Source organism: Photobacterium arenosum, from assembly GCF_014841115.1.
GTDB lineage: Bacteria > Pseudomonadota > Gammaproteobacteria > Enterobacterales > Vibrionaceae > Photobacterium > Photobacterium arenosum.
In genome coordinates, this window is the sequence record NZ_JACYTP010000016.1 from 1 (window position 1) to 22,336 (window position 22,336).

23 protein-coding genes and 1 riboswitch are annotated in these 22,336 nt (G+C 54.5%); of the genes, 17 read left to right on the plus strand and 6 right to left on the minus strand.

Annotation, left to right across the window (positions count from 1 at the left end; all coding sequences use genetic code 11):
- Positions 1-296 precede the first annotated feature (296 nt).
- Positions 297-680, minus strand: coding sequence for a fluoride efflux transporter CrcB (crcB, locus tag IFO68_RS19020; protein WP_192017378.1), 384 nt, complete (start codon positions 678-680; stop codon positions 297-299).
- A 137-nt stretch (positions 681-817) separates the two neighbouring features.
- On the opposite strand from crcB, the gene IFO68_RS19025 reads away from it, so the two are divergent.
- The 7 genes from IFO68_RS19025 (at position 818) to thiH (ending at position 6,972) form a co-directional block, all read left to right on the plus strand.
- A complete protein-coding gene (locus IFO68_RS19025) occupies positions 818-1,252 on the plus strand; it encodes a universal stress protein (protein ID WP_192017460.1) in 435 nt (144 codons plus the stop codon).
- Between the two features lie 60 nt (positions 1,253-1,312).
- A riboswitch (TPP riboswitch) is annotated at positions 1,313-1,410 on the plus strand.
- 125 nt (positions 1,411-1,535) lie between these two features.
- Positions 1,536-3,464 (plus strand): phosphomethylpyrimidine synthase ThiC, encoded by a 1,929-nt coding sequence (gene thiC / locus IFO68_RS19030; protein WP_192017379.1) that lies wholly within the window; start codon positions 1,536-1,538, stop codon positions 3,462-3,464.
- The gene (thiE, locus tag IFO68_RS19035) at positions 3,461-4,102 is read left to right on the plus strand and encodes a thiamine phosphate synthase (RefSeq protein ID WP_218386325.1); all 642 of its coding nucleotides are present in this window, start codon (positions 3,461-3,463) and stop codon (positions 4,100-4,102) included. Before thiC ends, thiE begins: the two co-directional genes overlap by 4 nt.
- Before the next feature lie 2 nt (positions 4,103-4,104).
- Complete coding sequence (locus IFO68_RS19040; RefSeq protein ID WP_192017380.1) at positions 4,105-4,863, plus strand: HesA/MoeB/ThiF family protein; 759 nt, start codon at positions 4,105-4,107, stop codon at positions 4,861-4,863.
- Entirely contained in the window at positions 4,860-5,069 is a 210-nt protein-coding gene (gene thiS / locus IFO68_RS19045; RefSeq protein WP_036758954.1) for a sulfur carrier protein ThiS, read from the plus strand. Before IFO68_RS19040 ends, thiS begins: the two co-directional genes overlap by 4 nt.
- A gap of 1 nt (position 5,070) precedes the next feature.
- Positions 5,071-5,841, plus strand: a complete 771-nt coding sequence (locus IFO68_RS19050) for a thiazole synthase (protein WP_192017381.1) — start codon at positions 5,071-5,073, stop codon at positions 5,839-5,841.
- A gap of 9 nt (positions 5,842-5,850) precedes the next feature.
- A complete protein-coding gene (thiH, locus tag IFO68_RS19055) occupies positions 5,851-6,972 on the plus strand; it encodes a 2-iminoacetate synthase ThiH (RefSeq protein ID WP_192017382.1) in 1,122 nt (373 codons plus the stop codon).
- Positions 6,973-7,043: 71 nt separating this feature from the next.
- On the opposite strand, the gene IFO68_RS19060 is transcribed toward thiH, so the two are convergent.
- From IFO68_RS19060 to IFO68_RS19070, 3 genes are all read right to left on the minus strand, one after another.
- Positions 7,044-7,979, minus strand: a complete 936-nt coding sequence (locus tag IFO68_RS19060) for a hypothetical protein (RefSeq protein WP_192017383.1) — start codon at positions 7,977-7,979, stop codon at positions 7,044-7,046.
- Between the two features lie 207 nt (positions 7,980-8,186).
- Positions 8,187-9,974, minus strand: a complete 1,788-nt coding sequence (locus IFO68_RS19065; protein ID WP_192017384.1) for an aminopeptidase P family protein — start codon at positions 9,972-9,974, stop codon at positions 8,187-8,189.
- A gap of 123 nt (positions 9,975-10,097) precedes the next feature.
- On the minus strand, positions 10,098-11,057 hold the full coding sequence (locus IFO68_RS19070) for a LysR substrate-binding domain-containing protein (protein WP_192017385.1): 960 nt from the start codon (positions 11,055-11,057) through the stop codon (positions 10,098-10,100).
- 122 nt (positions 11,058-11,179) lie between these two features.
- On the opposite strand from IFO68_RS19070, the gene IFO68_RS19075 reads away from it, so the two are divergent.
- Positions 11,180-12,382, plus strand: a complete 1,203-nt coding sequence (locus IFO68_RS19075) for a multidrug effflux MFS transporter (protein WP_192017386.1) — start codon at positions 11,180-11,182, stop codon at positions 12,380-12,382.
- A gap of 128 nt (positions 12,383-12,510) precedes the next feature.
- On the opposite strand, the gene IFO68_RS19080 is transcribed toward IFO68_RS19075, so the two are convergent.
- Positions 12,511-13,410: a DMT family transporter gene (locus tag IFO68_RS19080; protein ID WP_192017387.1), complete on the minus strand. Its 900-nt coding sequence runs from the start codon at positions 13,408-13,410 to the stop codon at positions 12,511-12,513.
- A 209-nt stretch (positions 13,411-13,619) separates the two neighbouring features.
- Here IFO68_RS19080 and rmuC point away from each other — a divergent pair, with 209 nt between their 5' ends.
- The 9 genes from rmuC to hemB all read left to right on the plus strand — a co-directional run bounded on the left by rmuC (position 13,620) and on the right by hemB (position 21,739).
- Positions 13,620-15,143, plus strand: coding sequence for a DNA recombination protein RmuC (gene rmuC, locus IFO68_RS19085; protein WP_370630704.1), 1,524 nt, complete (start codon positions 13,620-13,622; stop codon positions 15,141-15,143).
- Between the two features lie 47 nt (positions 15,144-15,190).
- Entirely contained in the window at positions 15,191-15,943 is a 753-nt protein-coding gene (gene ubiE / locus IFO68_RS19090) for a bifunctional demethylmenaquinone methyltransferase/2-methoxy-6-polyprenyl-1,4-benzoquinol methylase UbiE (RefSeq protein WP_192017389.1), read from the plus strand.
- 7 nt (positions 15,944-15,950) lie between these two features.
- Positions 15,951-16,577 (plus strand): ubiquinone biosynthesis accessory factor UbiJ, encoded by a 627-nt coding sequence (locus tag IFO68_RS19095; protein WP_192017390.1) that lies wholly within the window; start codon positions 15,951-15,953, stop codon positions 16,575-16,577.
- 6 nt (positions 16,578-16,583) lie between these two features.
- On the plus strand, positions 16,584-18,221 hold the full coding sequence (ubiB, locus tag IFO68_RS19100) for a ubiquinone biosynthesis regulatory protein kinase UbiB (RefSeq protein ID WP_192017391.1): 1,638 nt from the start codon (positions 16,584-16,586) through the stop codon (positions 18,219-18,221).
- A gap of 56 nt (positions 18,222-18,277) precedes the next feature.
- Entirely contained in the window at positions 18,278-18,523 is a 246-nt protein-coding gene (tatA, locus tag IFO68_RS19105) for a Sec-independent protein translocase subunit TatA (RefSeq protein ID WP_027251474.1), read from the plus strand.
- Between the two features lie 3 nt (positions 18,524-18,526).
- Positions 18,527-18,940 carry a Sec-independent protein translocase protein TatB gene (gene tatB, locus IFO68_RS19110; protein WP_192017392.1) on the plus strand — a complete coding sequence of 138 codons (414 nt, stop codon included), beginning with the start codon at positions 18,527-18,529 and terminating at the stop codon, positions 18,938-18,940.
- Between the two features lie 9 nt (positions 18,941-18,949).
- A complete protein-coding gene (gene tatC, locus IFO68_RS19115) occupies positions 18,950-19,699 on the plus strand; it encodes a Sec-independent protein translocase subunit TatC (protein WP_046221825.1) in 750 nt (249 codons plus the stop codon).
- 124 nt (positions 19,700-19,823) lie between these two features.
- Complete coding sequence (locus IFO68_RS19120) at positions 19,824-20,612, plus strand: TatD family hydrolase (protein ID WP_192017462.1); 789 nt, start codon at positions 19,824-19,826, stop codon at positions 20,610-20,612.
- A gap of 80 nt (positions 20,613-20,692) precedes the next feature.
- Entirely contained in the window at positions 20,693-21,739 is a 1,047-nt protein-coding gene (hemB, locus tag IFO68_RS19125; protein ID WP_192017393.1) for a porphobilinogen synthase, read from the plus strand.
- Positions 21,740-21,785: 46 nt separating this feature from the next.
- On the opposite strand, the gene asnC is transcribed toward hemB, so the two are convergent.
- A complete protein-coding gene (gene asnC / locus IFO68_RS19130; RefSeq protein ID WP_027251479.1) occupies positions 21,786-22,247 on the minus strand; it encodes a transcriptional regulator AsnC in 462 nt (153 codons plus the stop codon).
- Positions 22,248-22,336: the final 89 nt, after the last annotated feature.

A 22,336-nucleotide genomic window follows, 5' to 3' on the forward strand; every position in this document is an offset into this window, starting at 1 on the left:
ATGACGATATTGTTGATAAGGTTTGCGCGGCATGGAACCAATTTCTGCAATGCACTCAGCGAGTCAAAAAGATGTGCTCGCGGCAATGGATTGACCTGACCAGTTAATTTTCCAGAATGGTATGATACGCTGATGTCGGCGGCTGGAACGCCAGCCCGGTCGCTCCGTCATCCCCTGCCAAATATAAAGCCTCGTCATCAGGCGGGGTTTCTATGCCTCAATTTCACTCACAGGCCTATGTTAGGGCTTGGAGTGAACCTCACTTCCCTTTTAGACGCAATAGGCAATTCATCCGCCTATCCACGCTGAAGCAACTGAAATCCAACGAAGCAAGCAAATAGGCTCAGAGATAAGTTCAGCATAATATTTAAGCCAGCTTTGATATAGGCGCCTTGCTGGAGCAGTATCAGGTTATCCATCGAAAATGTGGAAAAAGTTGTTAAAGCACCCAGCATACCGATGCCAATCAATGGGCGCCAAGGTGTAGCTTCTATCATGCCCTGGTTAAGTGCTGAGCTCAGCATACCCATAATCAAAGAGCCTGTGATGTTGACGGCCAGTGTCCCGTACGGAAATCCCTTGCCTAATAAAATCACAGAGAGTTCGGCAATCAGGTAGCGTGAACAGGCCCCGAGCGCCCCGCCCATAGCAACATAGCCCAGAATAATCAGTTGGTTCATAGAAAGCCCTGATGGTGACAAAGTTATTACATGCTATTGTGAAAAAGGCATGAGTAAATCCTGCTGCCACAGAGTGACTTGCTTTTTCACGTGAAGGTTTACATTGTGCACTAATCCTAGCAGGAGTAGAGGTGATTATGGGTATGTACCATACCATTTTACTGGCAATCAACCCTGATGATTTGAATGTAAAACAGTTGGTTGCAAAAGCAGGCGTGATTGCAGAGCAAAATAATGCGGATCTGCATCTGGCATATGTAGAACCTGGTGTAGGGAATGTCAGCTTTCTGGATATCGATTTACAACTCGACGAGGCGCATAACGAGCAGGAGCTGAAAAGAATGGCTCAGTTGTCCGCTCTGGCAAAACACTCACCGCATCCGATTGCGGCTATCCATCTGGCCGATGGTGATGTTGCCAAACATCTGATTGCGCTGGGGAAGACGATCAAAGTCGATTTAGTGATCACGGGTAACTACAAACCCGGAATACATTGGCTGGGTGATTTACGTTATGAACTGGCGCAACACCTGAAGTGTGATGTGCTGATCTGCCAGCAGAAAACGCTGTAGTGATGTGGGGATGAAAAAGACGACTTGCTGAGAGGGTGATGCTTCCTTATACTCTTTGACTGAAACTTGTCGGAGTGCCAACTGGCTGAGACCGCATTGCGGGATCCGTTGAACCTGATCAGATTAGTATCTGCGAAGGGAACAAGAGTAAATCATCTGCCTAGCTGTACCATATTTGTACTGCTGCTGTATCAGACGATGCGACACGCCCTACATGTGTCCGCCTCTTGTTTACGCGCCCATCCGTCAAGCAACTTCCCTAACTTTGAAAAAGGAAATTGCTATGTCGAGTCGCAAACAAGCGAGACTGGAAGCGAAACAATTCATTGATTCACTCACCACCCAAGCCTACCCTAATTCACGGAAAGTCTATGTCACCGGCAGCCGGGATGATATCCGTGTTGGTATGCGTGAAATCGCTCAGGCCGATTCCCTGGTCGGTGGCGATAAGAACAACCCTATCTTTGAGCCTAATGAACCGATTCGCGTTTATGACACTTCAGGCTTTTATACCGATCCTGACCAATCTATTGATATCTATAACGGGTTGCCAAAACTGCGTGAAAGCTGGATCGAGGAGCGCGGCGATACCGAACTGCTTGATGAACTGAGCTCTGCCTATACCAAAGAGCGTCTGGCCGACGATACACTTGAAGATCTGCGTTTTGCTCACCGAGCCCGTGTACGCCGTGCTCAAGCTGGCCAATGTGTGACTCAGATGCACTATGCCCGGCAGGGCATTATCACCCCGGAAATGGAATATATCGCGATCCGGGAAAACATGGGCCGCGCTCAATACCGTGATGAGGTGCTAAACCAGCAGCACCCGGGACACAGCTTCGGTGCCAATCTGCCCAAAGACATCACAGCCGAGTTTGTGCGCAGGGAAGTGGCTGAAGGCCGCGCGATTATTCCGTCGAACATCAACCACCCGGAATCCGAGCCGATGATCATTGGCCGCAACTTCCTGGTGAAAGTGAATGCCAATATTGGTAACTCGGCCGTGAGCTCTTCAATTGAAGAAGAAGTGGAAAAACTGGTGTGGTCGACCCGCTGGGGCGGCGATACCGTGATGGATTTGTCGACGGGCCGAAATATTCATGAAACCCGCGAATGGATCATCCGCAACAGCCCGGTGCCCATCGGGACTGTCCCTATGTATCAGGCGCTGGAGAAGGTGAACGGTGTTGCTGAGAACCTGACTTGGGAAGTCTTCCGAGACACCTTGCTGGAGCAAGCGGAGCAGGGCGTTGACTATTTTACCATCCACGCCGGTGTGCTGCTGCGCTTTGTCCCTATGACCGCCAAGCGGGTAACCGGGATTGTTTCTCGCGGTGGTTCTATCATGGCGAAATGGTGCCTGGCGCACCACAAAGAAAGCTTTCTGTATGAGCATTTTCGCGAGATTTGCGAGATCTGTGCCCAATACGATATCTCCCTGTCGCTGGGTGACGGCCTGCGTCCCGGCTCGGTCGCTGATGCCAATGATGAAGCCCAGTTCAGTGAGCTGCGGACTTTAGGTGAACTGACCAAGGTAGCCTGGGAGTACGATGTCCAGGTGATGATTGAAGGCCCGGGACATGTGCCGATGCACCTGATCAAAGAGAACATGGATGAGCAGCTCAAGCACTGCCATGAAGCACCTTTTTATACCTTAGGCCCGCTGACCACCGACATTGCCCCTGGCTATGATCACATTACCTCAGGTATAGGCGCGGCGATGATTGGCTGGTTTGGCTGCGCCATGCTGTGCTATGTCACGCCGAAAGAGCATTTAGGTCTGCCGAACAAAGACGATGTTAAAACCGGTCTGATCACCTACAAGCTGTGTGCCCACGCCGCTGATCTGGCCAAAGGACATCCGGGCGCACAGGTGCGTGATAATGCCCTGTCCAAAGCCCGTTTCGAATTCCGCTGGGAAGATCAATTCAACCTGGGGCTGGACCCGGATACCGCGCGGGCTTTCCATGATGAAACCTTGCCACAGGAATCGGGCAAAGTAGCCCACTTCTGCTCAATGTGCGGACCGAAATTCTGTTCCATGAAGATCTCTCAGGAAGTGCGGGACTACGCTAAAGCGCAAGAAGACGCCCAGGTGATTCAAATGCTTGATGATCCGCTGGAAGGGATGCGCCAGAAAGCGGAGGAGTTTCGTGACAAGGGCAGCGAGCTCTACCATCAGGCAAAAAGCCATGAGGAAGAGCAGGCATGAGTGATGTGATGCAAGCGTCATTTCCTGTTATGGAGGGCGGCATCGGGCCGCTCTATCCTGTTGTTGACCATGTCCGCTGGATTGCCAGGTTGCTGCCACTGGGGGTGAAAACCGTTCAGCTGCGGATCAAAGATCCGGCCCATCCTGAGCTGGAAGCGCAGATTATTGAAGCGATTCGTCTGGGCCGGGAGCACAACGCCCAGGTGTTTATTAACGACTACTGGCAACTGGCACTCAGGCACGGTGCTTACGGCGTACATTTGGGGCAGGAAGATCTGGATATCGCGGATCTTGATGCGCTGCGCCAGGCCGATATCCGGCTGGGGGTGTCAACCCGAACAGCAGCTGAGCTGCAACGCGGTCTGGCACTGGCACCCAGCTATGTGGCGATCGGCCATATTTTCCCGACCCCAACCAAAGACATGCCGACTCCGCCACAGGGTGTCGCTCAGTTAAAAGAGCACCTGAATACTGTGGCTGGCCGTTACCCGACCGTTGCCATTGGTGGTATTGATCTCACCAATGTTGCGGATGTCTGGCAGACAGGCGTGTCCTGTGTGGCTGTGGTGCGTGCCGTTACAGCCGCTGAGGATACCGAGCAGGCACTGGCGGCATTTGCTGACAAGCTGGTGAGGTAGTCATGCTGACAGACGAGTCTTTTTTGCGCTATCAGCGCCAGGTACAGCTACCGGAAATCGGAGAGCAGGGCCAGCAGGCCCTGCAACAAGCCAGAGTGCTGATTATCGGTGCAGGCGGACTTGGTGCGCCGGCGGCCTTATATCTGGCGGCGGCGGGCGTTGGCAGTCTGGTGATTGCCGATGGCGATCGTGTCGAGCGTTCTAACCTCCAGCGCCAGATTATCTACCGTGATGATAATCAGGGTGAGAGCAAAGCGCAGGCCGCCGTGGCGCAGGTCAAAGCGCTCAATCCGCTGATCCGTGCCCGCGCAGTGACGGCCAGACTGGTCAAGCTGCAACTGGCGATGGAAATCAGTCTGGCTGATGTGGTGCTTGATTGCACCGATAACTTTGTCAGCCGGCATGCCATTAATCAGGCCTGCTTTGAACACGGCAAGCGGCTGATCTCTGCCGCGGCGATTCGCTGGCAGGGACAGCTGATGAGCTTTGATTTTCGCGCACAGCAGGGGCCTTGCTACCACTGCTTATTTCCTCAGGGGGAAATGCAAGCACCGCAAAATTGCAGTGAGACAGGTATTGCCGGGCCTGTTGTCGGCATTATGGGAACCTTTCAGGCGCTGCAGGCGGTGAAAGCCATCACCGACAGCGGTGATCTCTGTGTCCGCCAGTTCCGCCAGTTCGACGGCCTCAGCCTGCAATGGCAGCAGTTTACCTTGCCAGCCAACCCTCAATGTCCTGTATGCAGTAAGGAATCTTTATGACCACAATAACCGTTCTGGTGAACGATAAAGCCATGCAGCTGGCGGCGCAAAGCTCGTTGCAACAGCTGCTGGAGCAGCTGGCGATGCCGCTGGATGCGACGGCCGTTGCACTCAATCAGGCCATTTTGGGCCGCGAGTTCTGGGCCGATCAGCGGCTCAATGACGGCGATGAAATCGCCTTGTTTCAAGCGATAGCAGGAGGCTGACATGCTGACCATTGCAGATAAAACCTTTTCATCCCGACTTTTTACTGGTACGGGCAAATATGCCGGCCGGGACATAATGGCACAGTCAATTCTAGCATCCGGTTCTGAGCTGGTGACCATGGCACTGAAACGGGTGGATATTGATAACCGTGATGACGACATTCTTGCCCCGCTGCGCGAAGCGGGGGTTAACCTGCTGCCGAATACCTCGGGGGCCAAGAATGCGAAAGAAGCGATCTTTGCCGCGCAGCTGGCCCGTGAAGCTTTGGGAACAAACTGGCTGAAACTGGAAATCCATCCAGACCCGAAATACCTGATGCCGGATCCTATTGAAACGCTGGCGGCAGCCGAAGCGCTCGTCAAACAAGGCTTCATTGTGCTGCCCTACTGCCATGCTGACCCTGTGTTGTGTAAGCGGCTGGAGGAAGTGGGCTGTGCAGCTGTGATGCCTCTTGGCGCACCGATAGGTTCAAATAAAGGACTGGCATCGCGTGATTTTCTCGACATCATTATCGATCAGGCCCGGGTGCCTGTGATTGTAGATGCCGGGATCGGCGCCCCTTCACATGCGGCTGAAGCCATGGAACGCGGTGCAGATGCTGTGCTGGTGAATACGGCGATTGCGGCAGCGGCGGATCCGGTTGCGATGGGGCTGGCCTTTAAACTGGCAGTGGAGAGCGGCCGGATGGCGTACGAAGCCGGCCTGGCCGGTAAAGTCAGCCATGCCGTGGCGTCCAGCCCGTTAACTGCGTTTTTAGACGCCAGCGCGTAAGGAGACGCCATGAGTTATGTGGATGTATGGCGGCAGCTGGACTGGGATGATGTCCGGATGTCGATTTACAGTAAAACAGCTGCAGATGTCGAGCGGGCACTCAGTAGACGAAAGCGCGATCTGGAAGATTTCAAAGCACTGATTTCGCCTGCGGCGGAACCGTATCTCGAGCAGATGGCGCAGCAGTCTGCCGCGCTGACGCGGCAGCGTTTTGGCCGGACAATCGGGTTTTATGTCCCTTTGTACCTGTCGAACCTCTGTGCCAACAGCTGCACCTATTGCGGTTTTACCATGGAAAACAAGATCAAGCGACGGACGTTAAATCTTGACGAGATTGAGCGGGAATGTGCGGCGATCAAGGCATTAAACTTCGATAATGTGCTGTTGGTCACCGGTGAGCATGAGCGCAAGGTCGGCATGGCCTATTTCCGCGAATGTGTACCGGCGATTAAACGCCACTTCAGTTATCTGTCGATGGAAGTCCAGCCGCTGGATCAGCACGAGTATGCTGAGCTGAAAACCCTGGGGCTGGATGCGGTCATGGTGTATCAGGAAACTTACAGTGCTCCGACGTACGCCAAGCATCATCTGCGCGGCAATAAAATGGATTTTGAATACCGGTTGGCAACGCCGGATCGGCTGGCACGCGCCGGGATCGACAAAATCGGCATTGGTGCCCTGATTGGCCTGGAGGAGTGGCGCACAGATTGCTTTTTTACCGCCAGTCATCTGGATTATCTCGAACGCACTTACTGGCATAGCCGTTATTCGATTTCCTTTCCGCGCCTGCGCCCCTGCACGGGGGGGCTGGAGCCGAAGTCAGTGATGAGCGACCGCCAGCTGGTGCAGCTGATTTGTGCCTACCGGCTGTTTAATCCTGAAGTCGAGTTGTCCATGTCGACCCGGGAGTCGCCGCATTTTCGCGATAATGTGTTGCCACTAGGGATCACCAGTATGTCGGCGGGCTCCAAAACCCAGCCTGGCGGCTATGCCGATGATGAACCTGAGCTGGAGCAGTTTGCTATCAGTGATGAGCGTGCCGTGGCTGATGTTGCCGATGCAGTGAAACAGCACGGTTTTGAGGTGGTGTGGAAAGACTGGCATCACGCCTATTCCGGACTGCCGCTCTAAGTCGGCACTCGGGTTTGTGTTGATGACAAAATCAGGCTGATGAATGATATCAGCCTGATTTTTTACGTTACTTATTCGGTAAAGACAGCATTGACTTTGGCGTCATAGCGGGCGGTGATATTGGAGGAGTAATGACGGGCAGTCAGCTCCACTTTCAACTTCTGCACTTCAACCGGCTGGTCAAAAAAGACAGACAAATTCCCGGATGGATATTTCAGGTAGCTGGGATAAATACGTTCATTGTTCTCGTTGTAGAAGAAGGCCACGACAGACTGATTACGTGCATTGGCTGTGGTATCTACGATCAATTCCAGTGACTTCACTTTTTTATTGTTGTAGGGCGTAATTTCCAGCCATTTGGTCACAGGTGTGCCAAAACTGGCATAGATTGAGGTGCCTGCGGTCAGTGTCTCATCAAAATCGATCACCGGATCGTGATCCGGGAAGCTGGCGGCATCGTTGGGTTTACTGTTACCGAAATATTCCTGCATCAGAGTGAAGCCGTCACCATCGTAGTCGGTATAGGCATCCAGCCCGACAACCTCATAGGTTTTTTTCCACCAGGTAGGCAGGCGATCATTGTCTATGCTGCTGCTTTCGCCAAAGTTAAAGCGGAAGTTACCTTCGAAGCGCTGGCTCGGCTTACTGAAGTTGGCGTTATAGAGGGAAATAACGGCGCGGTAGCCATTCTGATAATACTCGTTTGGCGTATCAAAATGTAATTCTCCCCAGCCCGGACGACAGTCGAGATAATGCAGTCTCTGGCTGGCGGCATTGTAAATACTGATTGTACAGTCCATAGCGCTGGGTTGATTGTTATCAAAACCCAGCGTGACCAGATGGCGTCGGTCAGCAGGCGGCAGGGAAAAGTTAACGGTAAAGTTGACACGCTGGCCTTTGCTTAATGTCTGGCTGACCGATTTGGTATAGCTTTCCAGGTGCGGATTAGTATTGGCGAAGGCGGCAAAAGATAAGCAGCCTAACGCATAGAGAACATATTTTTTCATAGCATAACCTTATGAATTCTAGTGAGTATAATTTCATCGGGGATGCTAACGGCATTATTATGTTGTGAAAACAATCAATAGTGGTGGTTGTTACTAGTGTTCTGGCTTTTATGTGTTTGATTAACTGAAGTGTGAGCCTGACAGTGATAAAAAAGCCCAGCGCATACATGGCCGGGCTGAGAGTGTGAAGATCAATAGATTTCAGTGTTAACGACTGAGCGGTGCCGTGGCTTGCTGCAGCCAGCTCAGATCCTCACCCTGCAGAGAAGGGCTGATGACATCGAACACGGTTTGATGGTAACGGTTCAGCCAGTCGAGCTCTGTCTTTGTCATCAAGCTGAGATCCACCAGGCGGCGGTCAATCGGGGCACGGGTCAGCGACTCGAAGCCCAGTACTGTCATGTCGCCCTCGGTTGCCACTTCTACCACCAGCTCCAGGTTTTCGATACGGATACCAAAAGCATCGGCACGGTAGTAACCCGGTTCGTTGGACAGCACCATACCCGGCAGCAGGGCGGTCGGATTCGGTGCTTTTGAAATACGCTGCGGCCCTTCATGCACGTTCAGGAAATGGCCGACACCGTGGCCGGTACCGTGGTCGAAATCAAAGCCATGGGCCCACAGGTGCTGGCGCGCCAGGGCATCGAGCTGAGATCCTGTTGTGCCGCGGGGAAAGCGGGCGGTCGACAGAGCAATATGACCCTTCAGAACCAGAGTGAAGGTTTGCTTCACTTCGGCGTCAGGATTGCCAATGGCAATGGTGCGGGTGATATCTGTGGTGCCGTCGGGGTACTGACCGCCTGAATCGACCAGATAGACATTGTCCATTTGCAGAACGCCCGGCTCAGGCTGGTTGTTGTGGTTGTAGTGACACATGGCAGCGTTGCCGCCAGCCGCGGAAATGGTGTCAAAGCTGACGTCAGTGCAGCTCGGATCCTGGATGCGGAACTGCCACAACTGATCGGCCAGTGTCGCTTCGTCCAGCAGGTTGCCGGCCGCCACCTGACGGTCGACCCAGGCCAGGAATCTGGACACGGCGACACCATCGCGGATGTGACTGGCTTTCATACCGGCCACTTCGGTGGGGTTTTTCGCGGCTTTTGGCAGCATACAGGGATCAGCCCCTTCGATAATAACCGCGCCGGCGTCGCGCAGTGTCTGCCCGGCCCAGGCATTGCTGGTGGCCGGATCAAGCAGCACCCGCTTGCCGCTCAGGGCTGTCAGGCTATTTTTCAGGGTTTCAGGGGCCTGAACGCGGACACCTTCACCAACATGCGCCGCAAACTCAGCAGGCAGGCGGGCCTGATCGATAAAGAAATCGACGCTGGCATCCTGATGCACAATCGCTGCTGACAGCAGTACCGGCAGGCAATGCACATCGCTGCCGCGCACGTTGAGCAGCCAGGCGATGCTGTCGAGCTGGGTCAGCAGTACGGCATCGGCTTTTTGTTTCTGCAGGCTGGTCGCAATGCCGGCACGTTTGTCCTGGCTGCTCTGGCCGACAAAATCCAGGCCCATCAGTCTGGCATCGGACAGAGTCGGGGCCGGACGGTCGTGCCACAGGTCGTCGATCGGATTACTGCTGATCAGCACCAGCTGCTGATCTTTGTCGAGATGTTGCTGGACGCGTGCCAGCCAGGCACCGCTGTGCAGCCGGGGATCAACTGCAATTTTACTGCCGGCCGGCAAATGCTCCTGCACCCAGTGCATTGGTGGCTCTTCGATCAGATGACGGTATTCAAACACATCGCCCGGCACTTGCTTGCGAACCTGAACCACATAGCGGCCATCGACGAACATAGCCGCTTTGTCACGGCCGATCACCGCTGCGCCGGCAGAACCGGTAAATCCGGTGGCCCATAACAGGCGCTCGTTGTGTTCGGGAATGTATTCGCCCAGGTATTCGTCTTCATGCGGAATCACCAGGGCGTCAAGCTGTTCCGCTTCCAGCCACTGGCGAATCTGTGCCACGCGTTGTGAGATCACTGATTGCATCTGTCTATATTCCTTTCTGTTGTTGTCATCCGAATGGGGATGCTCTAAACCTGCCCCTTGGTCACCCTGACGGCAGCAGCAGGCCGATCCGGTAACGGTAGCGCTTTTAATGAGAGGCTGCAATTATCGACTGGACAATTCGCGGCATCCGTTAATGATTATCTGGCGTAACCAGCAATGGCCAGGATCATTCTCTTGATGTTGTGGCCAGAACAGGGTGTAGGCCATTGCCGGCAGCGGTGTGGGCAGCGGCAGCACCACCAGGTTGAGCTGAGCGGCGACATAGTCGGCAAAATGGCTCGGTGCCGTAAAAATCAGATCCGTATGGGTACACAAGCTGGCGGCACTATTAAAGTCTGGCACATACATGGCGATGTCGCGCTGCAAGCCTTGTTCCGCCAGCTTGTAATCCAGCAGCCAGCGGTCATCGCGGCCGCAGCGCACCTGAATATGGCGCTGCAGCAGATAATTGGCCTGAGTCCACTCGCCCTGCTCAACCAGCGCCAGTACTGGGTGGCCGGGGCGAACAATACAGCGCTGGGTATCGCGGTGAAGTTCCTGAAAAATGATCCCTTTGGGCGGCATCAGGGTGAGCTGGGCGTCGTGTGGATTGAGATCCTTGCCGGTAATGCCGAAGTCGATTTCCCCGCGCAGCATCTTGTCGAAGGTGTCCGGCTCCCAGGCATGGGTATCGAGCAGTATGTTGGGGCCCTGACTGAAGATTTCGCCGAGAAAACGCGGCATTAACAGCGGATAGGCACTCTCTACCAGCGACATTTTGAAGTGGCGGTGGCTGTTTTGCGGTACAAACTCAGTCGGTTCGGTCAGGTTTTCAATATCCTGAAGCAGTTTTTCCAGCACCGGCTGCAGCACTTTGGCGCGCGGGGTGGGCAGCAGGCCGTGGGCACTGCGGACAAACAGTGCGTCATCGAATTGCTCGCGCAGCCTGGCCAGGCTTTTGCTCACCGCCGACTGGCTGAGAAATAAACGCTGGGCAGCCCGGGTCACGCTGCATTCCTGCAGCAGGACATGGAGGCAAACCAGCAGGTTGAGATCGAGGCGGGCTAATTTATCAACAGTCATAATATGTCCGTTACTTTAGCAGTGATATTCTGATATGGAATTTTAGTAGTGAATATAAACCATTTTGATTCATATCACTAAGGCCGTAGACTGGCGCCGTCTTCTGATAGGAAACCGAGTGAATGAAGCCTGAAACGACAACGTCTCACCGCCGTATTGTGGCGTTAATGGTCCTGCTGGTGCTGTTCAGCCCGCTGGCCATCGATATTTATCTGCCTGCTTTGCCTGCTATGGCTGACAGTTTTGCCGTCGACCCGACTCTGGTGCAGGATACCGTCACCTGGTTCATGTTCAGTTTAGGACTGGGACAGGTTTTTGCCGGGCCGCTGGCAGACCGTTTCGGCCGTCGCCCGATTGCGCTGATCGGTGTCACCGTGTACGCCTTCAGCTCGGCACTGGCTTATACCGCCCAGTCGCTGGATATCATGCTGCTCGCGCGTTTTCTGCAGGGCTTCGGCGCTTGCGCCACTTCAGTGGCAGCGTTTGCGGCAGCCCGTGACAGCTTTGGTCCTGAACGCAGTGGCCGGATGATCAGCTATCTGAACGGGGCGATTTGTTTTATTCCGGCACTGGCACCTTTATTGGGTTCCTGGCTGACCCATGAGTTTGGCTGGCGCGCTAACTTCAGCTTTATGGCCGGGTTTGCGCTGGTGGCCGGTGGCCTGCTGAGTGTGTTTTTCCGTGAAACCCGTCCGGCGGAGACCTTTGTCAGCGGCGCGATGTTCAGTCCGTCACGGTACTTTTCTGTCCTGCGTGAGCCGGTTTTTGTCTTCCATGCCTCAATGTCTATGCTGGCAATGGCGGTAATTCTGGCTTATGTGACCTCTGCGCCTATGTGGCTGATGGTGCATCTGGGCTTGGATATGGGACAGTTTACGGCCTGGTTTGGTGTCAATGCGGTGCTGAACATTATTGCCTGCATGGTAGCGCCGAAATGTATGGATAAGATGGGTACCCGCCGCACCCTGATGTCGGGGCTGGCGATGCTGGTGATCTCTGGCGTGATGATGCTGGCACTGAAAGATATCTCAGCGGCATGGGCCTTTATGGTGCCCATCTTTATGAGCTCATTTGGTTTTGCCTTCGTGCTCGGTTCGGCGGCCGGTAAAGCGCTGGCACCATTCGGTGACAGAGCGGGTACCGCAGCGGCAATGCTGGGTCTGTTCCAGATGAGCGGTGCCGGCCTGATGGTCAGTCTGACCCAGCGGATGGAGCTGTCCCCGCCATTATTGCTGACCTTTCAGATGTTGCTGCTGCTACCCGGGCTGCTGATATTGTTATCACGTAAAGGCCGCCAGTGGCATCCGGCACCGGCGCAGGATTAACCGTATGCGTCAGATTTTTAGCTCATAACTAGACGCCTGAAAAAGGCGCTGGGTCTCGACAACCCTTTTGAACTCTCGCTTGGCCTGTCACTGCTGTGACAGGCTTTTTTTCGTTTGCAGATAAGGGATCAGCAGGAGGCGCTGGCGTCGTTGGCTTTGCCCCGCCATTGCTGGATCAGCAGGCCTATGATGATCATCACCAGCCCGACCAGGGTCGCCGGATGAATGGTTTCACCGATAATGGTTGCCAGCAGGATCAGCGAGATAAAAGGTGACAGGAAAATAAGATTGCTCAGTTTGGCGGTATTGCGAGTCAGCTTCATGGCATTGAGCCAGAGCACAAAGGTGATTCCCATTTCAAACAGGCCGACATAACTGACCGCCAGCCAGCCTTGCCACGGAATGGGCTGCCAGCCGCCCATGTACAAGCTCAAACCGATGGAGAAAGGCAGCGACAGCACGAAGCCCAGCAACACACTGACCACGGGATCGGCCTGGTTTTTGGTGTTGATAATCCAGAACAGCGCCCACAGCAGGGTGGACACCAGCGCCAGTGCCACACCCAGCGGGCTGTCGAACTGCAAGGCCATGATGTCGCCTTTGGTGGCAATCACCACCACACCCAGGTAACCGCATAAGCAGGCCACCCAGTCCTGCGGGCGAATTTTCTGGCCGAGGAACAGGGCTGCCATCAGTGTCAGCGTGATGGCCCAACTGTAGTTAAGCGGCTGGGCCTGAGAGGCCGGCAGTAAATCATAGGCTTTAAACAGCACCAGATAATAGATACAGGGATTGATCCATCCGAGCATCAGGTAATACAGCGGTCGGGTACGCAGGGTAGGTAACAGCTGATTCAGTTTGCCCTGATAACCGGCGATGGCGAGCAAGGCGATGGCTGATACCGAACTGGCCGCCGCCACCATCTGGATCGGCGAAAAGTAATCGAGGGTGATCTTGAAGGCGGTGGCGACGGTCGACCATAAGAGCACGGCGGCGAGGCCGAACCCGATCGCTTTCTTTTCCTGCATACTGCGGCTTCCTGCTGCTGGTGTCAGTGTGACTGGCAGGGTGAACCGCTGCCCGTCATAAAGGGGCCAGTTTATGCCATTTGCGCTTACTCAGCCAGTCTGAAATTCGGTATCAGCGTGCCTTAATTGATGACAATATCTGGACATTTATCCAGTATCTTTTTAGCCTTATTGTATAAATACAAAAGCATGCAGGAAACAGATCTATGATGGGTGAATGGCTCAGTGATAACGGCCAGTGGCTGGCGGCAGCGATTGCCGGTGCGACGACCGCTGGCGGTGCCACGGCCCTGTGGTTTCAGGGACGTTTACGGCAGCAGGCGGCGATCTGGCAGCAGCAACTGGCAGCAGAAACCCGGCTGGCCCAGCAGCAGGAGCTGCAACTCCGTCACGATCTGCAAGAGCAGCAACAGGAACTCGATAGCCTGGATGTCGAGCGTGATCGCCTCAGTAATGAACTGCGGCAGATGCACGCCCGGCTGGCGGCGGCGGTAGAAAAACTGCGTTACCTGGAAACGTTAAGGCAGGAAAACCTGAAACTGACTGAGCGTCTGGAGGCAACCCGCCAGGCGGAATCCGGCCTGGCTGCCGATTTGCGTGAGCTGCAAACCCGTTACCGTGAAGAGCAAAAGGCCGCGCAGGAAAAAATCACCCTGCTGGAAAATGCCGAGAACCGGCTTCAGCAGCAGTTTGAGAGTCTGGCCAACCGGCTGTTCGAACAAAAAAGCCGCAGCGTGGACGCGCAGAACAAGCTGAGTCTGGATGGCCTGCTCAGTCCGCTCAAGGAGCAACTGGAAGGTTTTCGCAAGCAGATCAACGACAGTTTCAGCAATGAGGCCAGAGAGCGGCATACGCTGGTCCATGAAATCAACAGTCTGAAGCAGCTTAATGAACAGATGGCTCGTGAGGCCGTCAATCTGACCCAAGCGCTGAAAGGTGATAACAAAGCGCAGGGTAACTGGGGCGAAGTGGTACTGGCGCGGGTGCTGAGTGAGTCCGGTCTGCGGGAAGGCCACGAATACCACACTCAGGTGAATCTGGAAGACAACAGCGGTAAGCGCTATCAGCCGGATGTGGTAGTACACCTGCCGCAGGATAAAGACGTAGTGGTCGACGCCAAAATGTCGCTGGTTGCCTATGAGCGTTATTTTCATGCCCCAAGCCAGGAGGAGCGCGACAAGGCCCTCAGCGACCATCTGGTCTCTCTGCGCAGCCATATCCGTGGTCTGAGCCGCAAAGATTACCATCAACTGGACGGCGTCCGCAGTCTGGATTATGTGCTGATGTTCATACCGGTTGAGCCGGCGTTCCAGACCGCAGTAGAAGCTGACCCTACGCTTATCCGCGATGCCATGGACAGCAATATTATGCTGGTCAGTCCGACCACATTGCTGGTGGCTTTGCGCACCATCAATAACTTGTGGCGCAATGAAAGGCAAAATCAGAATGCCAAACAGATAGCGGAACGGGCCAGCAAGCTGTACGACAAGCTGAGGCTGTTTGTGGCCGACATGGACAATGTCGGCTCGGCGTTGGAGAAAGCCAGCCAGAGCTATCAGGGGGCAATGAACAAGCTGGCGACCGGACGGGGCAATATTATCCGTCAGGCTGAAAGCTTTAAGCAACTGGGCGTTGAAGTGAAACGGGATTTACCCCAGGCGCTGACCGAGCAGGCCCAGCGTGACAGTGATACTGCCCACAGGCTGACCGAGACGGTGAATGACACACCTTAGCGCTTCAAGTAAACTACGGCAATTAGATGAGAATTGATGGAACGAGCATGACTGAACCCACAAATACCACTGATTTTGGCTACCGCGAGGTCGCTAAAGATGAGAAAGCACAGCTGGTCGCGGAAGTGTTTCACTCGGTTGCGGACAAATACGATCTGATGAACGACCTGATGTCTATGGGTATCCATCGTATCTGGAAGCGTTTCACTGTGGACTGCAGCGGCGTACGCCGGGGTCAGCGGGTGCTGGATCTGGGTGGCGGTACTGGCGATTTGACGGCCAAGTTTTCGCGTATGGTCGGTGAAGACGGTCAGGTCGTGCTGGCTGACATCAATAACTCTATGCTCAAAGTGGGCCGCAGCAAGCTGCGCGATCGCGGTATCGTCGGTAACGTGGCCTATGTGCAGGCCAATGCCGAAGAGCTGCCGTTCCCGGATAACTACTTTGACTGCATTACCATCAGTTTCTGTCTGCGCAACGTCACCGACAAAGACAAAGCACTGCGTTCGATGTTTCGCGTGCTCAAGCCAGGCGGTCGCCTGCTGGTGCTGGAATTCTCCAAGCCAGTGATAGAGCCGCTGTCAAAAGTTTATGACGCCTATTCGTTCTATGTTTTGCCTCGAGTAGGAGAAATGGTAGTGGGTGATGCTGACAGCTACCGCTATCTGGCCGAATCTATCCGCATGCACCCGGATCAGGCCACACTGGAAACTATGATGCAGGAAGCCGGTTTCGAGCAAACCCGCTTCCATAACCTGACGGGCGGCATTGTTGCCCTGCACCGTGGTTATAAATTCTGAGGTCCGGATGCCAGTTGATGCTTTAGTCACCGCAGTGGTGGAAACCGCCCTGAATGCTTTGCTGAAAGATGAAGAGGCCAGTCAGCGTCGTCTGGCGCGTCTGCGTGGCAAAGTGATCAGCGTGCAGATAAATGATTTCGGCAAGCAGCTGTTCTTTGTGTTCAGTCAGCAAATAGATGTGCTGGCCGCCTATGAAGGCGAGGCGGACTGCCGCCTGGCCCTGAGTCTGGCCGCGCTGCCTGAACTGCGTGAGCAGGCCAATCTCACCCAGCTGATTAAAGCCGATAAACTGGCACTGGAAGGGGATATTCAGCTTGCCCAGCAGTTTTCCGCACTGCTCAGTGGCCTGAAGCCGGATGTGGCGGAACGTTTATCTCGTTACAGCGGGGATGTGGTTGCCCATACAGTCGTGAGCGGTGCCCGGCACAAGCTGGCGGGACTGCAGCACCTGCTGGGTGAGCGCCGCCGCGATCTGGGCGAAATCGTCACTGAAGAATGGCGGCTGGCGCCGCCGGCGCTGGAAATTGTCCATTTTGCCGACCAGGTCGACGAAGCCGCCTCACAACTGGCCCGTCTTGAAGCCCGGATTCACAAGCTGGCTGAACAGCTGGCGCAACCCACTAGCCCGTCCTGATAGCCCATGAGCCGTTTTTCCGAAATTAAGCGCCTATACCAGATTACTGCCGTCCAGCTGCGATACGGGCTGGACGATTTATTGCCGGACGATCCGCGTACCCGGCTGCCGAAACTGATGCGAAAAAGCCTGTTCTGGATCCGTAACCAGCATCCGGACAAACCTTTGGGTGAGCGTTTGCGGCTGGCGTTACAAACGCTGGGGCCGGTGTGGGTGAAGTTCGGTCAGATGATGTCGACCCGACGTGACCTGTTTCCGCCGCACATTGCTGATCAGCTGGCGTTGCTGCAAGACAGGGTAGCCCCTTTTGACGGCGCCCTGGCCCGAAAGCAGATTGAAAAATCGTTAGGCGGGCCGCTGGATACCTGGTTTGCCGATTTCGACCAGACGCCGCTGGCCTCGGCATCCATTGCTCAGGTCCACACTGCTACACTGAAAGAGAGCGGCCGGGAAGTGGTGCTCAAGGTGATCCGCCCGGACATCCTGCCTGTGATTCAGGCCGACATCAAACTCATGTACCGCATGGCCCGTTTGCTGTCTCGCTTTATGCCCGAGGCGCGTCGCCTGCGACCGGTGGAAGTGATCCGGGAATATGAAAAAACCTTGCTCGATGAGTTGGATCTGATGCGTGAAGCGGCTAATGCCATTCAGCTAAGACGCAACTTCGAGGGCAGCGACTCACTCTATGTGCCTGAAGTATTTACCGATTATTCGCACAGTAATCTTCTTGTCATGGAACGCATCTATGGTATCCAGGTGTCTGATGTCGAGGCACTGAAAGCCAACGGCACAGACATGAAGCTGCTGTCGGAAAAAGCCGTGAATGTGTTCTTCACTCAGGTCTTTCGTGACAGTTTCTTTCATGCGGATATGCATCCGGGCAACATTTTTGTGTCGCACAAGAATCCGGTTGATCCACAGTGGATTGCGCTGGATTTTGGTATCGTGGGTACTTTGAATCGTGAAGATAAGCGCTATCTGGCGGAAAACCTGCTGGCGTTTTTTAACCGGGATTACCGCAAAGTGGCTGAGCTGCACGTGGATTCAGGCTGGGTGCCGTCCGATACCAATGTCGACGAATTTGAATTTGCGATTCGTACCGTGTGTGAGCCAATTTTCGAGAAACCGCTGGCAGATATCTCCTTTGGCCACGTGCTGCTGAACCTGTTCAATACGGCACGACGCTTTAATATGGAAGTTCAGCCTCAGCTGGTGCTGCTGCAAAAAACCTTGCTGTATGTTGAAGGGTTAGGAAGGCAGTTGTATCCGCAGCTGGATCTCTGGGATACCGCCAAGCCGTTTCTGGAAGACTGGATGTCGCGTCAGGTCGGGCCGCAGGCCATTATTGGTGCGGTACGGGACAAGGCGCCTTTCTGGGCCGAGAAATTACCTGAATTGCCGGAACTTCTTTATGACAGTTTGCGCCAGGGCAAGGTGATGAATCAGCGGATTGATAAACTGTACGACAATTTCATGACTAGCCGTCGTCAGCAAGCCCAGGCCAGGTTCTGTTTTGGGGTTGGGGCGACGCTGATTATATGCTCTGCCATACTTTTTAGTAATCAGGTGGATGTTTATCCGGTCGTATCGGCCACAGCTGGTGCGATGTGCTGGCTGTTTGGTTGGCGGGCTTACACAAAATAACGGCTGTGCTGCTGTGTGGCACCGCGTTTTATGAATCTTATTGAGGAAAGGTAAACATGGGTGGAATCAGTATCTGGCAACTCTTAATCGTTGCCCTGATCATCGTCTTATTATTCGGGACCAAAAAGTTACGCTCAATGGGCGGTGACTTAGGGTCGGCGGTCAAAGGTTTTAAAAAAGCCCTGAGTGACGACGACGAAGCGAAAAATAAGGCCGATGCCGATTTTGAGCAAAAGTCGCTGGCGGATAAAAAAGAGGCCGCTGAGCCACAGAAAAACCCAAAAGATAAAGAGCAGGTTTAACGCGTGTTTGATATCGGGTTCTGGGAGCTGATATTAATTGCCATAGTCGGTCTGGTCGTTCTTGGACCGGAGCGGCTGCCTGTGGCGATACGTTCAGTCTCTCAGTGGGTCAATGCGGCCAGAAACATGGCCAGTGCGGTGAAGACTGAGCTGTCTCAGGAACTGAAAATTCACGAACTGCAGCAGGACTTGAAAAAGGCCGAGCAGGCGGGCATGAAAGATCTGTCTCCTGAGCTGCAAAAGTCAGTCGACGAGCTGAAAGAGGCCGCGGCATCGGTGCAACGCCCTTACGCTAAGGCGGACTCTGAGCCTCAGATCACGCCTGAAAGTGCGGCGGCAGATGACCGTCCGCCGGCGGATTATCATCAGGATGACCCGGTGCAGCCGCATCCAACTTCATCGCAAAAACAGGATTAATTACGCCTCATGTCGAGTGTGGAAGACACCCAGCCCTTGTTCAGTCATCTACTGGAACTGCGTAACCGGCTGCTCCGTTCTATCCTGAGTGTCCTGGTGGTGTTTCTCTGCCTGGTGTGGTTTGCCAATGACATTTACAGTCTGCTGGCGGCCCCGCTGGTGGAGAGACTGCCGGAAGGCACCAGCATGATTGCCACTGATGTGGCCTCTCCTTTCTTTACGCCGATCAAGCTGACGCTGGTTGCCTCTGTGTTTCTGGCCGTGCCTCTGATCCTGTATCAAATCTGGGCGTTTGTTGCGCCGGGTTTATACAAGCACGAGCGCCGGCTGGTAATGCCGCTGCTGTTTTCCAGCTCTCTGCTGTTCTATTGCGGTGTGGCCTTTGCGTATTTTGTGGTGTTCCCGCTGGTGTTCGGCTTTTTTACCAGCATAGCCCCGGAAGGGGTGCAGGTGGCGACCGATATCGCCAGTTACCTGGACTTTGTCCTGGCGCTGTTCCTGGCGTTTGGTATCGCCTTTGAAATTCCGGTGGCGATTATTCTGCTGTGCTGGACCGGCGCGACCGATCCGCAGAGCCTGCGCCAGAAGCGGCCCTATATCATAGTGGCGGCGTTTGTTGTGGGTATGCTGCTGACCCCGCCGGACATTATTTCCCAGACCTTGCTGGCGATTCCTATGTGCCTGCTGTTTGAGGTCGGCTTGTTCTTCTCGCGTTTCTATATTCGCGCCAATGAGCAGGCGCCGTCCGAAGAAGACTGAGCCTCTTTTTGCTGACTGATTGCTGAAAAACAGCCGCCCGGTGCGGCTGTTTTTGTTTCCGCGGTTTTTCTTTGTCACCACCCGGTGTGTAGAATGGGGTTCTTTTTCTGCGGATAGCACAGTGATGATAGATATTGGCGTCAACCTGACCAACAGCCGTTTTGATAAAGACAGGGAAGCTGTCATCGCCCGTTCGCAGCAGGCTGGTGTTACCGCCCTGATCCTGACCGGCACCAGTGAAGATGAGAGCCGGCAGGCGCTGGCGATGGCGCATCAGTGGCCGGGCTACTGCTTCAGTACCGCTGGTGTGCACCCGCACGATGCCAAATCGGTGTCGGACTTCTCTCTGCCTGCGATTCGCGAACTGGCGGCCGATCCGGCTGTGGTCGCGCTTGGCGAATGCGGTCTGGATTTCAACCGTGATTTTTCGCCCCGCCCACAGCAGGAAGCTGTTTTTGAGGCGCATTTGGCGCTGGCGGCTGAGCTGAAAAAGCCGGTGTTCATGCATTGCCGGGATGCTCATGAGCGCTTTCTGGCGATACTCAAACCCTGGCGCGATAAACTGCCGGCGGCGGTGCTGCATTGCTTTACCGGCAGTGAGCAGGAGCTGAAAGATTGCCTGGCGCTGGATCTGCACATTGGTATCACCGGCTGGATCTGCGACGAGCGCCGGGGCACCGAGTTGCGCAATATCGTGCGGCATATTCCGGGCAACCGGCTGATGATAGAAACGGACTGTCCTTATCTGCTGCCGCGCGATCTGCGGCCCAAGCCCAAGTCCAGCCGCAATGAACCGGCGTATTTACCCCATATCGCACAAGCGGTGGCAGCGTGCCGGCAACAGTCGCCCGAGGAGTGCATGGCGGCGGCTTTTTCAACAACCCGGGCATTTTTTCAGATCGAGCCAGCGTAAACCTTTGTTCGATGATAATATGAAGCGCAACTGTGATTGACTGCGGTACGCGTTGCCGCATAACCAACAAGGAGTGAGCAGTGTCTGTATCTATTCAGGGGGCATTTCCGGCCCGTCGTATGCGCCGTGTGCGCAAGCAAGATTTCAGTCGCCGACTGACGGCAGAAAATCAGATTTCAGTAAACGACCTGATCTATCCCATGTTTATCCTGCTGGGTAAAAACCGCCGTGAGCCGGTGGAATCCATGCCGGGTGTGGAGCGTCTGTCAATTGATCTGATGCTGCTGGAAGCTGAGTACCTGTCCAAGCTGGGTGTGCCGGCCATTGCCTTGTTCCCTGTGGTGTCGCAGGACTTCAAGAGTGTTTGCGCCGCCGAGGCCTATAACCCTGAAGGCCTGGTACAGCGCGCGGTGCGTCTGCTGAAAGAGCATGTACCCCAGATGGGAGTGATCACGGATGTGGCACTGGACCCGTTCACCACCCACGGTCAGGACGGCATCATTGATGACAACGGCTATGTGATCAACGATGAAACGACGCAAGTACTGGTCAAGCAGGCCTTGTCACACGCTGAAGCCGGTGCGGACGTCGTGGCACCGTCTGATATGATGGATGGCCGTATCGGCGCCATCCGCGAAGCGTTAGAAGAAGCCGGCTATATCCATACTCAGATCATGGCGTATTCAGCCAAGTACGCGTCTAACTATTACGGCCCGTTTCGTGATGCGGTCGGCTCGGCGAGCAACCTCAAAGGCGGCGATAAGAAAACCTACCAGATGGATCCGGCCAACATCGATGAAGCATTGCATGAAGTGGCGATGGATGTGCAGGAAGGAGCGGACATGGTGATGGTGAAACCAGGTATGCCTTATCTGGATGTGGTGCGTCGGGTGAAGACAGAACTGCAGGTGCCGACGTTTGCCTATCAGGTCTCAGGGGAGTATGCCATGCACATGGCGGCGATCCAGAATGGCTGGCTGAAAGAAAAAGAAACCGTGATGGAATCTCTGCTGTGCTTCAAGCGTGCCGGTGCTGACGGTATTCTGACTTACTTTGCCAAGTCGGTGGCCGAATGGCTGGCGGCGGAAGCTGCAGAACGTCAGGCCAGTGTGGCCGACAGAAAGTAAACGCCTCAGAAAAGCGAGCCCGGCTCGCTTTTTTCTTGCCTGATGATCAGGGCTTAACGTTGCGATTGATCGGGTTTTGCAGCGAGATCAGGGTTTCTGTCGATTGCACTTCATCAATGGCCTGGAGCTTGTCAATGAGCACATACTGCAGCTCTTCAATCGAGCGGCACATCAGCTTGACGAATATATTGTAGGCCCCTGTGGTGTAGTAGGCTTCCACCACTTCGTCGAGTTCATTGAGTTTTGCCAGAGCGGAATGATAATCTCTGGCCGCATTCAGATTGATACCAATAAAGCAGCAGACGTCATATCCCAGAAGCTTAGGGTTGATAATCACTTCAGTTCCAGTAATGATGTTGGCGGCGCGCATTTTTTCGACACGGACATGGACGGTGGCCGGGCTGACATTGAAGCGCTTGGCCATTTCGGCATACGGGATCCGGGCATCGTGCATCAGGGCATTCAGAATATCTCGGTCTAAATCATCAAGACGAGGTAGCGGGGTCATGGCATCTTTCCGTGGTAGTTCGCAACTACTGCATCATATACTGGCTCGACTCATGACGCACGGATTAGGATCGGATCACAATCACGGCA

What these genes read in the sequence shown, in the direction of transcription:
- crcB (WP_192017378.1), bottom strand. Translation starts at nt 680, where the DNA reads ATGAACCAACTGATTATTCTGGGCTATGTTGCTATGGGCGGGGCGCTC.
- IFO68_RS19025 (WP_192017460.1), top strand. Translation starts at nt 818, where the DNA reads ATGGGTATGTACCATACCATTTTACTGGCAATCAACCCTGATGATTTG.
- thiC (WP_192017379.1), top strand. Translation starts at nt 1,536, where the DNA reads ATGTCGAGTCGCAAACAAGCGAGACTGGAAGCGAAACAATTCATTGAT.
- thiE (WP_218386325.1), top strand. Translation starts at nt 3,461, where the DNA reads ATGAGTGATGTGATGCAAGCGTCATTTCCTGTTATGGAGGGCGGCATC.
- IFO68_RS19040 (WP_192017380.1), top strand. Translation starts at nt 4,105, where the DNA reads ATGCTGACAGACGAGTCTTTTTTGCGCTATCAGCGCCAGGTACAGCTA.
- thiS (WP_036758954.1), top strand. Translation starts at nt 4,860, where the DNA reads ATGACCACAATAACCGTTCTGGTGAACGATAAAGCCATGCAGCTGGCG.
- IFO68_RS19050 (WP_192017381.1), top strand. Translation starts at nt 5,071, where the DNA reads ATGCTGACCATTGCAGATAAAACCTTTTCATCCCGACTTTTTACTGGT.
- thiH (WP_192017382.1), top strand. Translation starts at nt 5,851, where the DNA reads ATGAGTTATGTGGATGTATGGCGGCAGCTGGACTGGGATGATGTCCGG.
- IFO68_RS19060 (WP_192017383.1), bottom strand. Translation starts at nt 7,979, where the DNA reads ATGAAAAAATATGTTCTCTATGCGTTAGGCTGCTTATCTTTTGCCGCC.
- IFO68_RS19065 (WP_192017384.1), bottom strand. Translation starts at nt 9,974, where the DNA reads ATGCAATCAGTGATCTCACAACGCGTGGCACAGATTCGCCAGTGGCTG.
- IFO68_RS19070 (WP_192017385.1), bottom strand. Translation starts at nt 11,057, where the DNA reads ATGACTGTTGATAAATTAGCCCGCCTCGATCTCAACCTGCTGGTTTGC.
- IFO68_RS19075 (WP_192017386.1), top strand. Translation starts at nt 11,180, where the DNA reads ATGAAGCCTGAAACGACAACGTCTCACCGCCGTATTGTGGCGTTAATG.
- IFO68_RS19080 (WP_192017387.1), bottom strand. Translation starts at nt 13,410, where the DNA reads ATGCAGGAAAAGAAAGCGATCGGGTTCGGCCTCGCCGCCGTGCTCTTA.
- rmuC (WP_370630704.1), top strand. Translation starts at nt 13,620, where the DNA reads ATGGGTGAATGGCTCAGTGATAACGGCCAGTGGCTGGCGGCAGCGATT.
- ubiE (WP_192017389.1), top strand. Translation starts at nt 15,191, where the DNA reads ATGACTGAACCCACAAATACCACTGATTTTGGCTACCGCGAGGTCGCT.
- IFO68_RS19095 (WP_192017390.1), top strand. Translation starts at nt 15,951, where the DNA reads ATGCCAGTTGATGCTTTAGTCACCGCAGTGGTGGAAACCGCCCTGAAT.
- ubiB (WP_192017391.1), top strand. Translation starts at nt 16,584, where the DNA reads ATGAGCCGTTTTTCCGAAATTAAGCGCCTATACCAGATTACTGCCGTC.
- tatA (WP_027251474.1), top strand. Translation starts at nt 18,278, where the DNA reads ATGGGTGGAATCAGTATCTGGCAACTCTTAATCGTTGCCCTGATCATC.
- tatC (WP_046221825.1), top strand. Translation starts at nt 18,950, where the DNA reads ATGTCGAGTGTGGAAGACACCCAGCCCTTGTTCAGTCATCTACTGGAA.
- IFO68_RS19120 (WP_192017462.1), top strand. Translation starts at nt 19,824, where the DNA reads ATGATAGATATTGGCGTCAACCTGACCAACAGCCGTTTTGATAAAGAC.
- asnC (WP_027251479.1), bottom strand. Translation starts at nt 22,247, where the DNA reads ATGACCCCGCTACCTCGTCTTGATGATTTAGACCGAGATATTCTGAAT.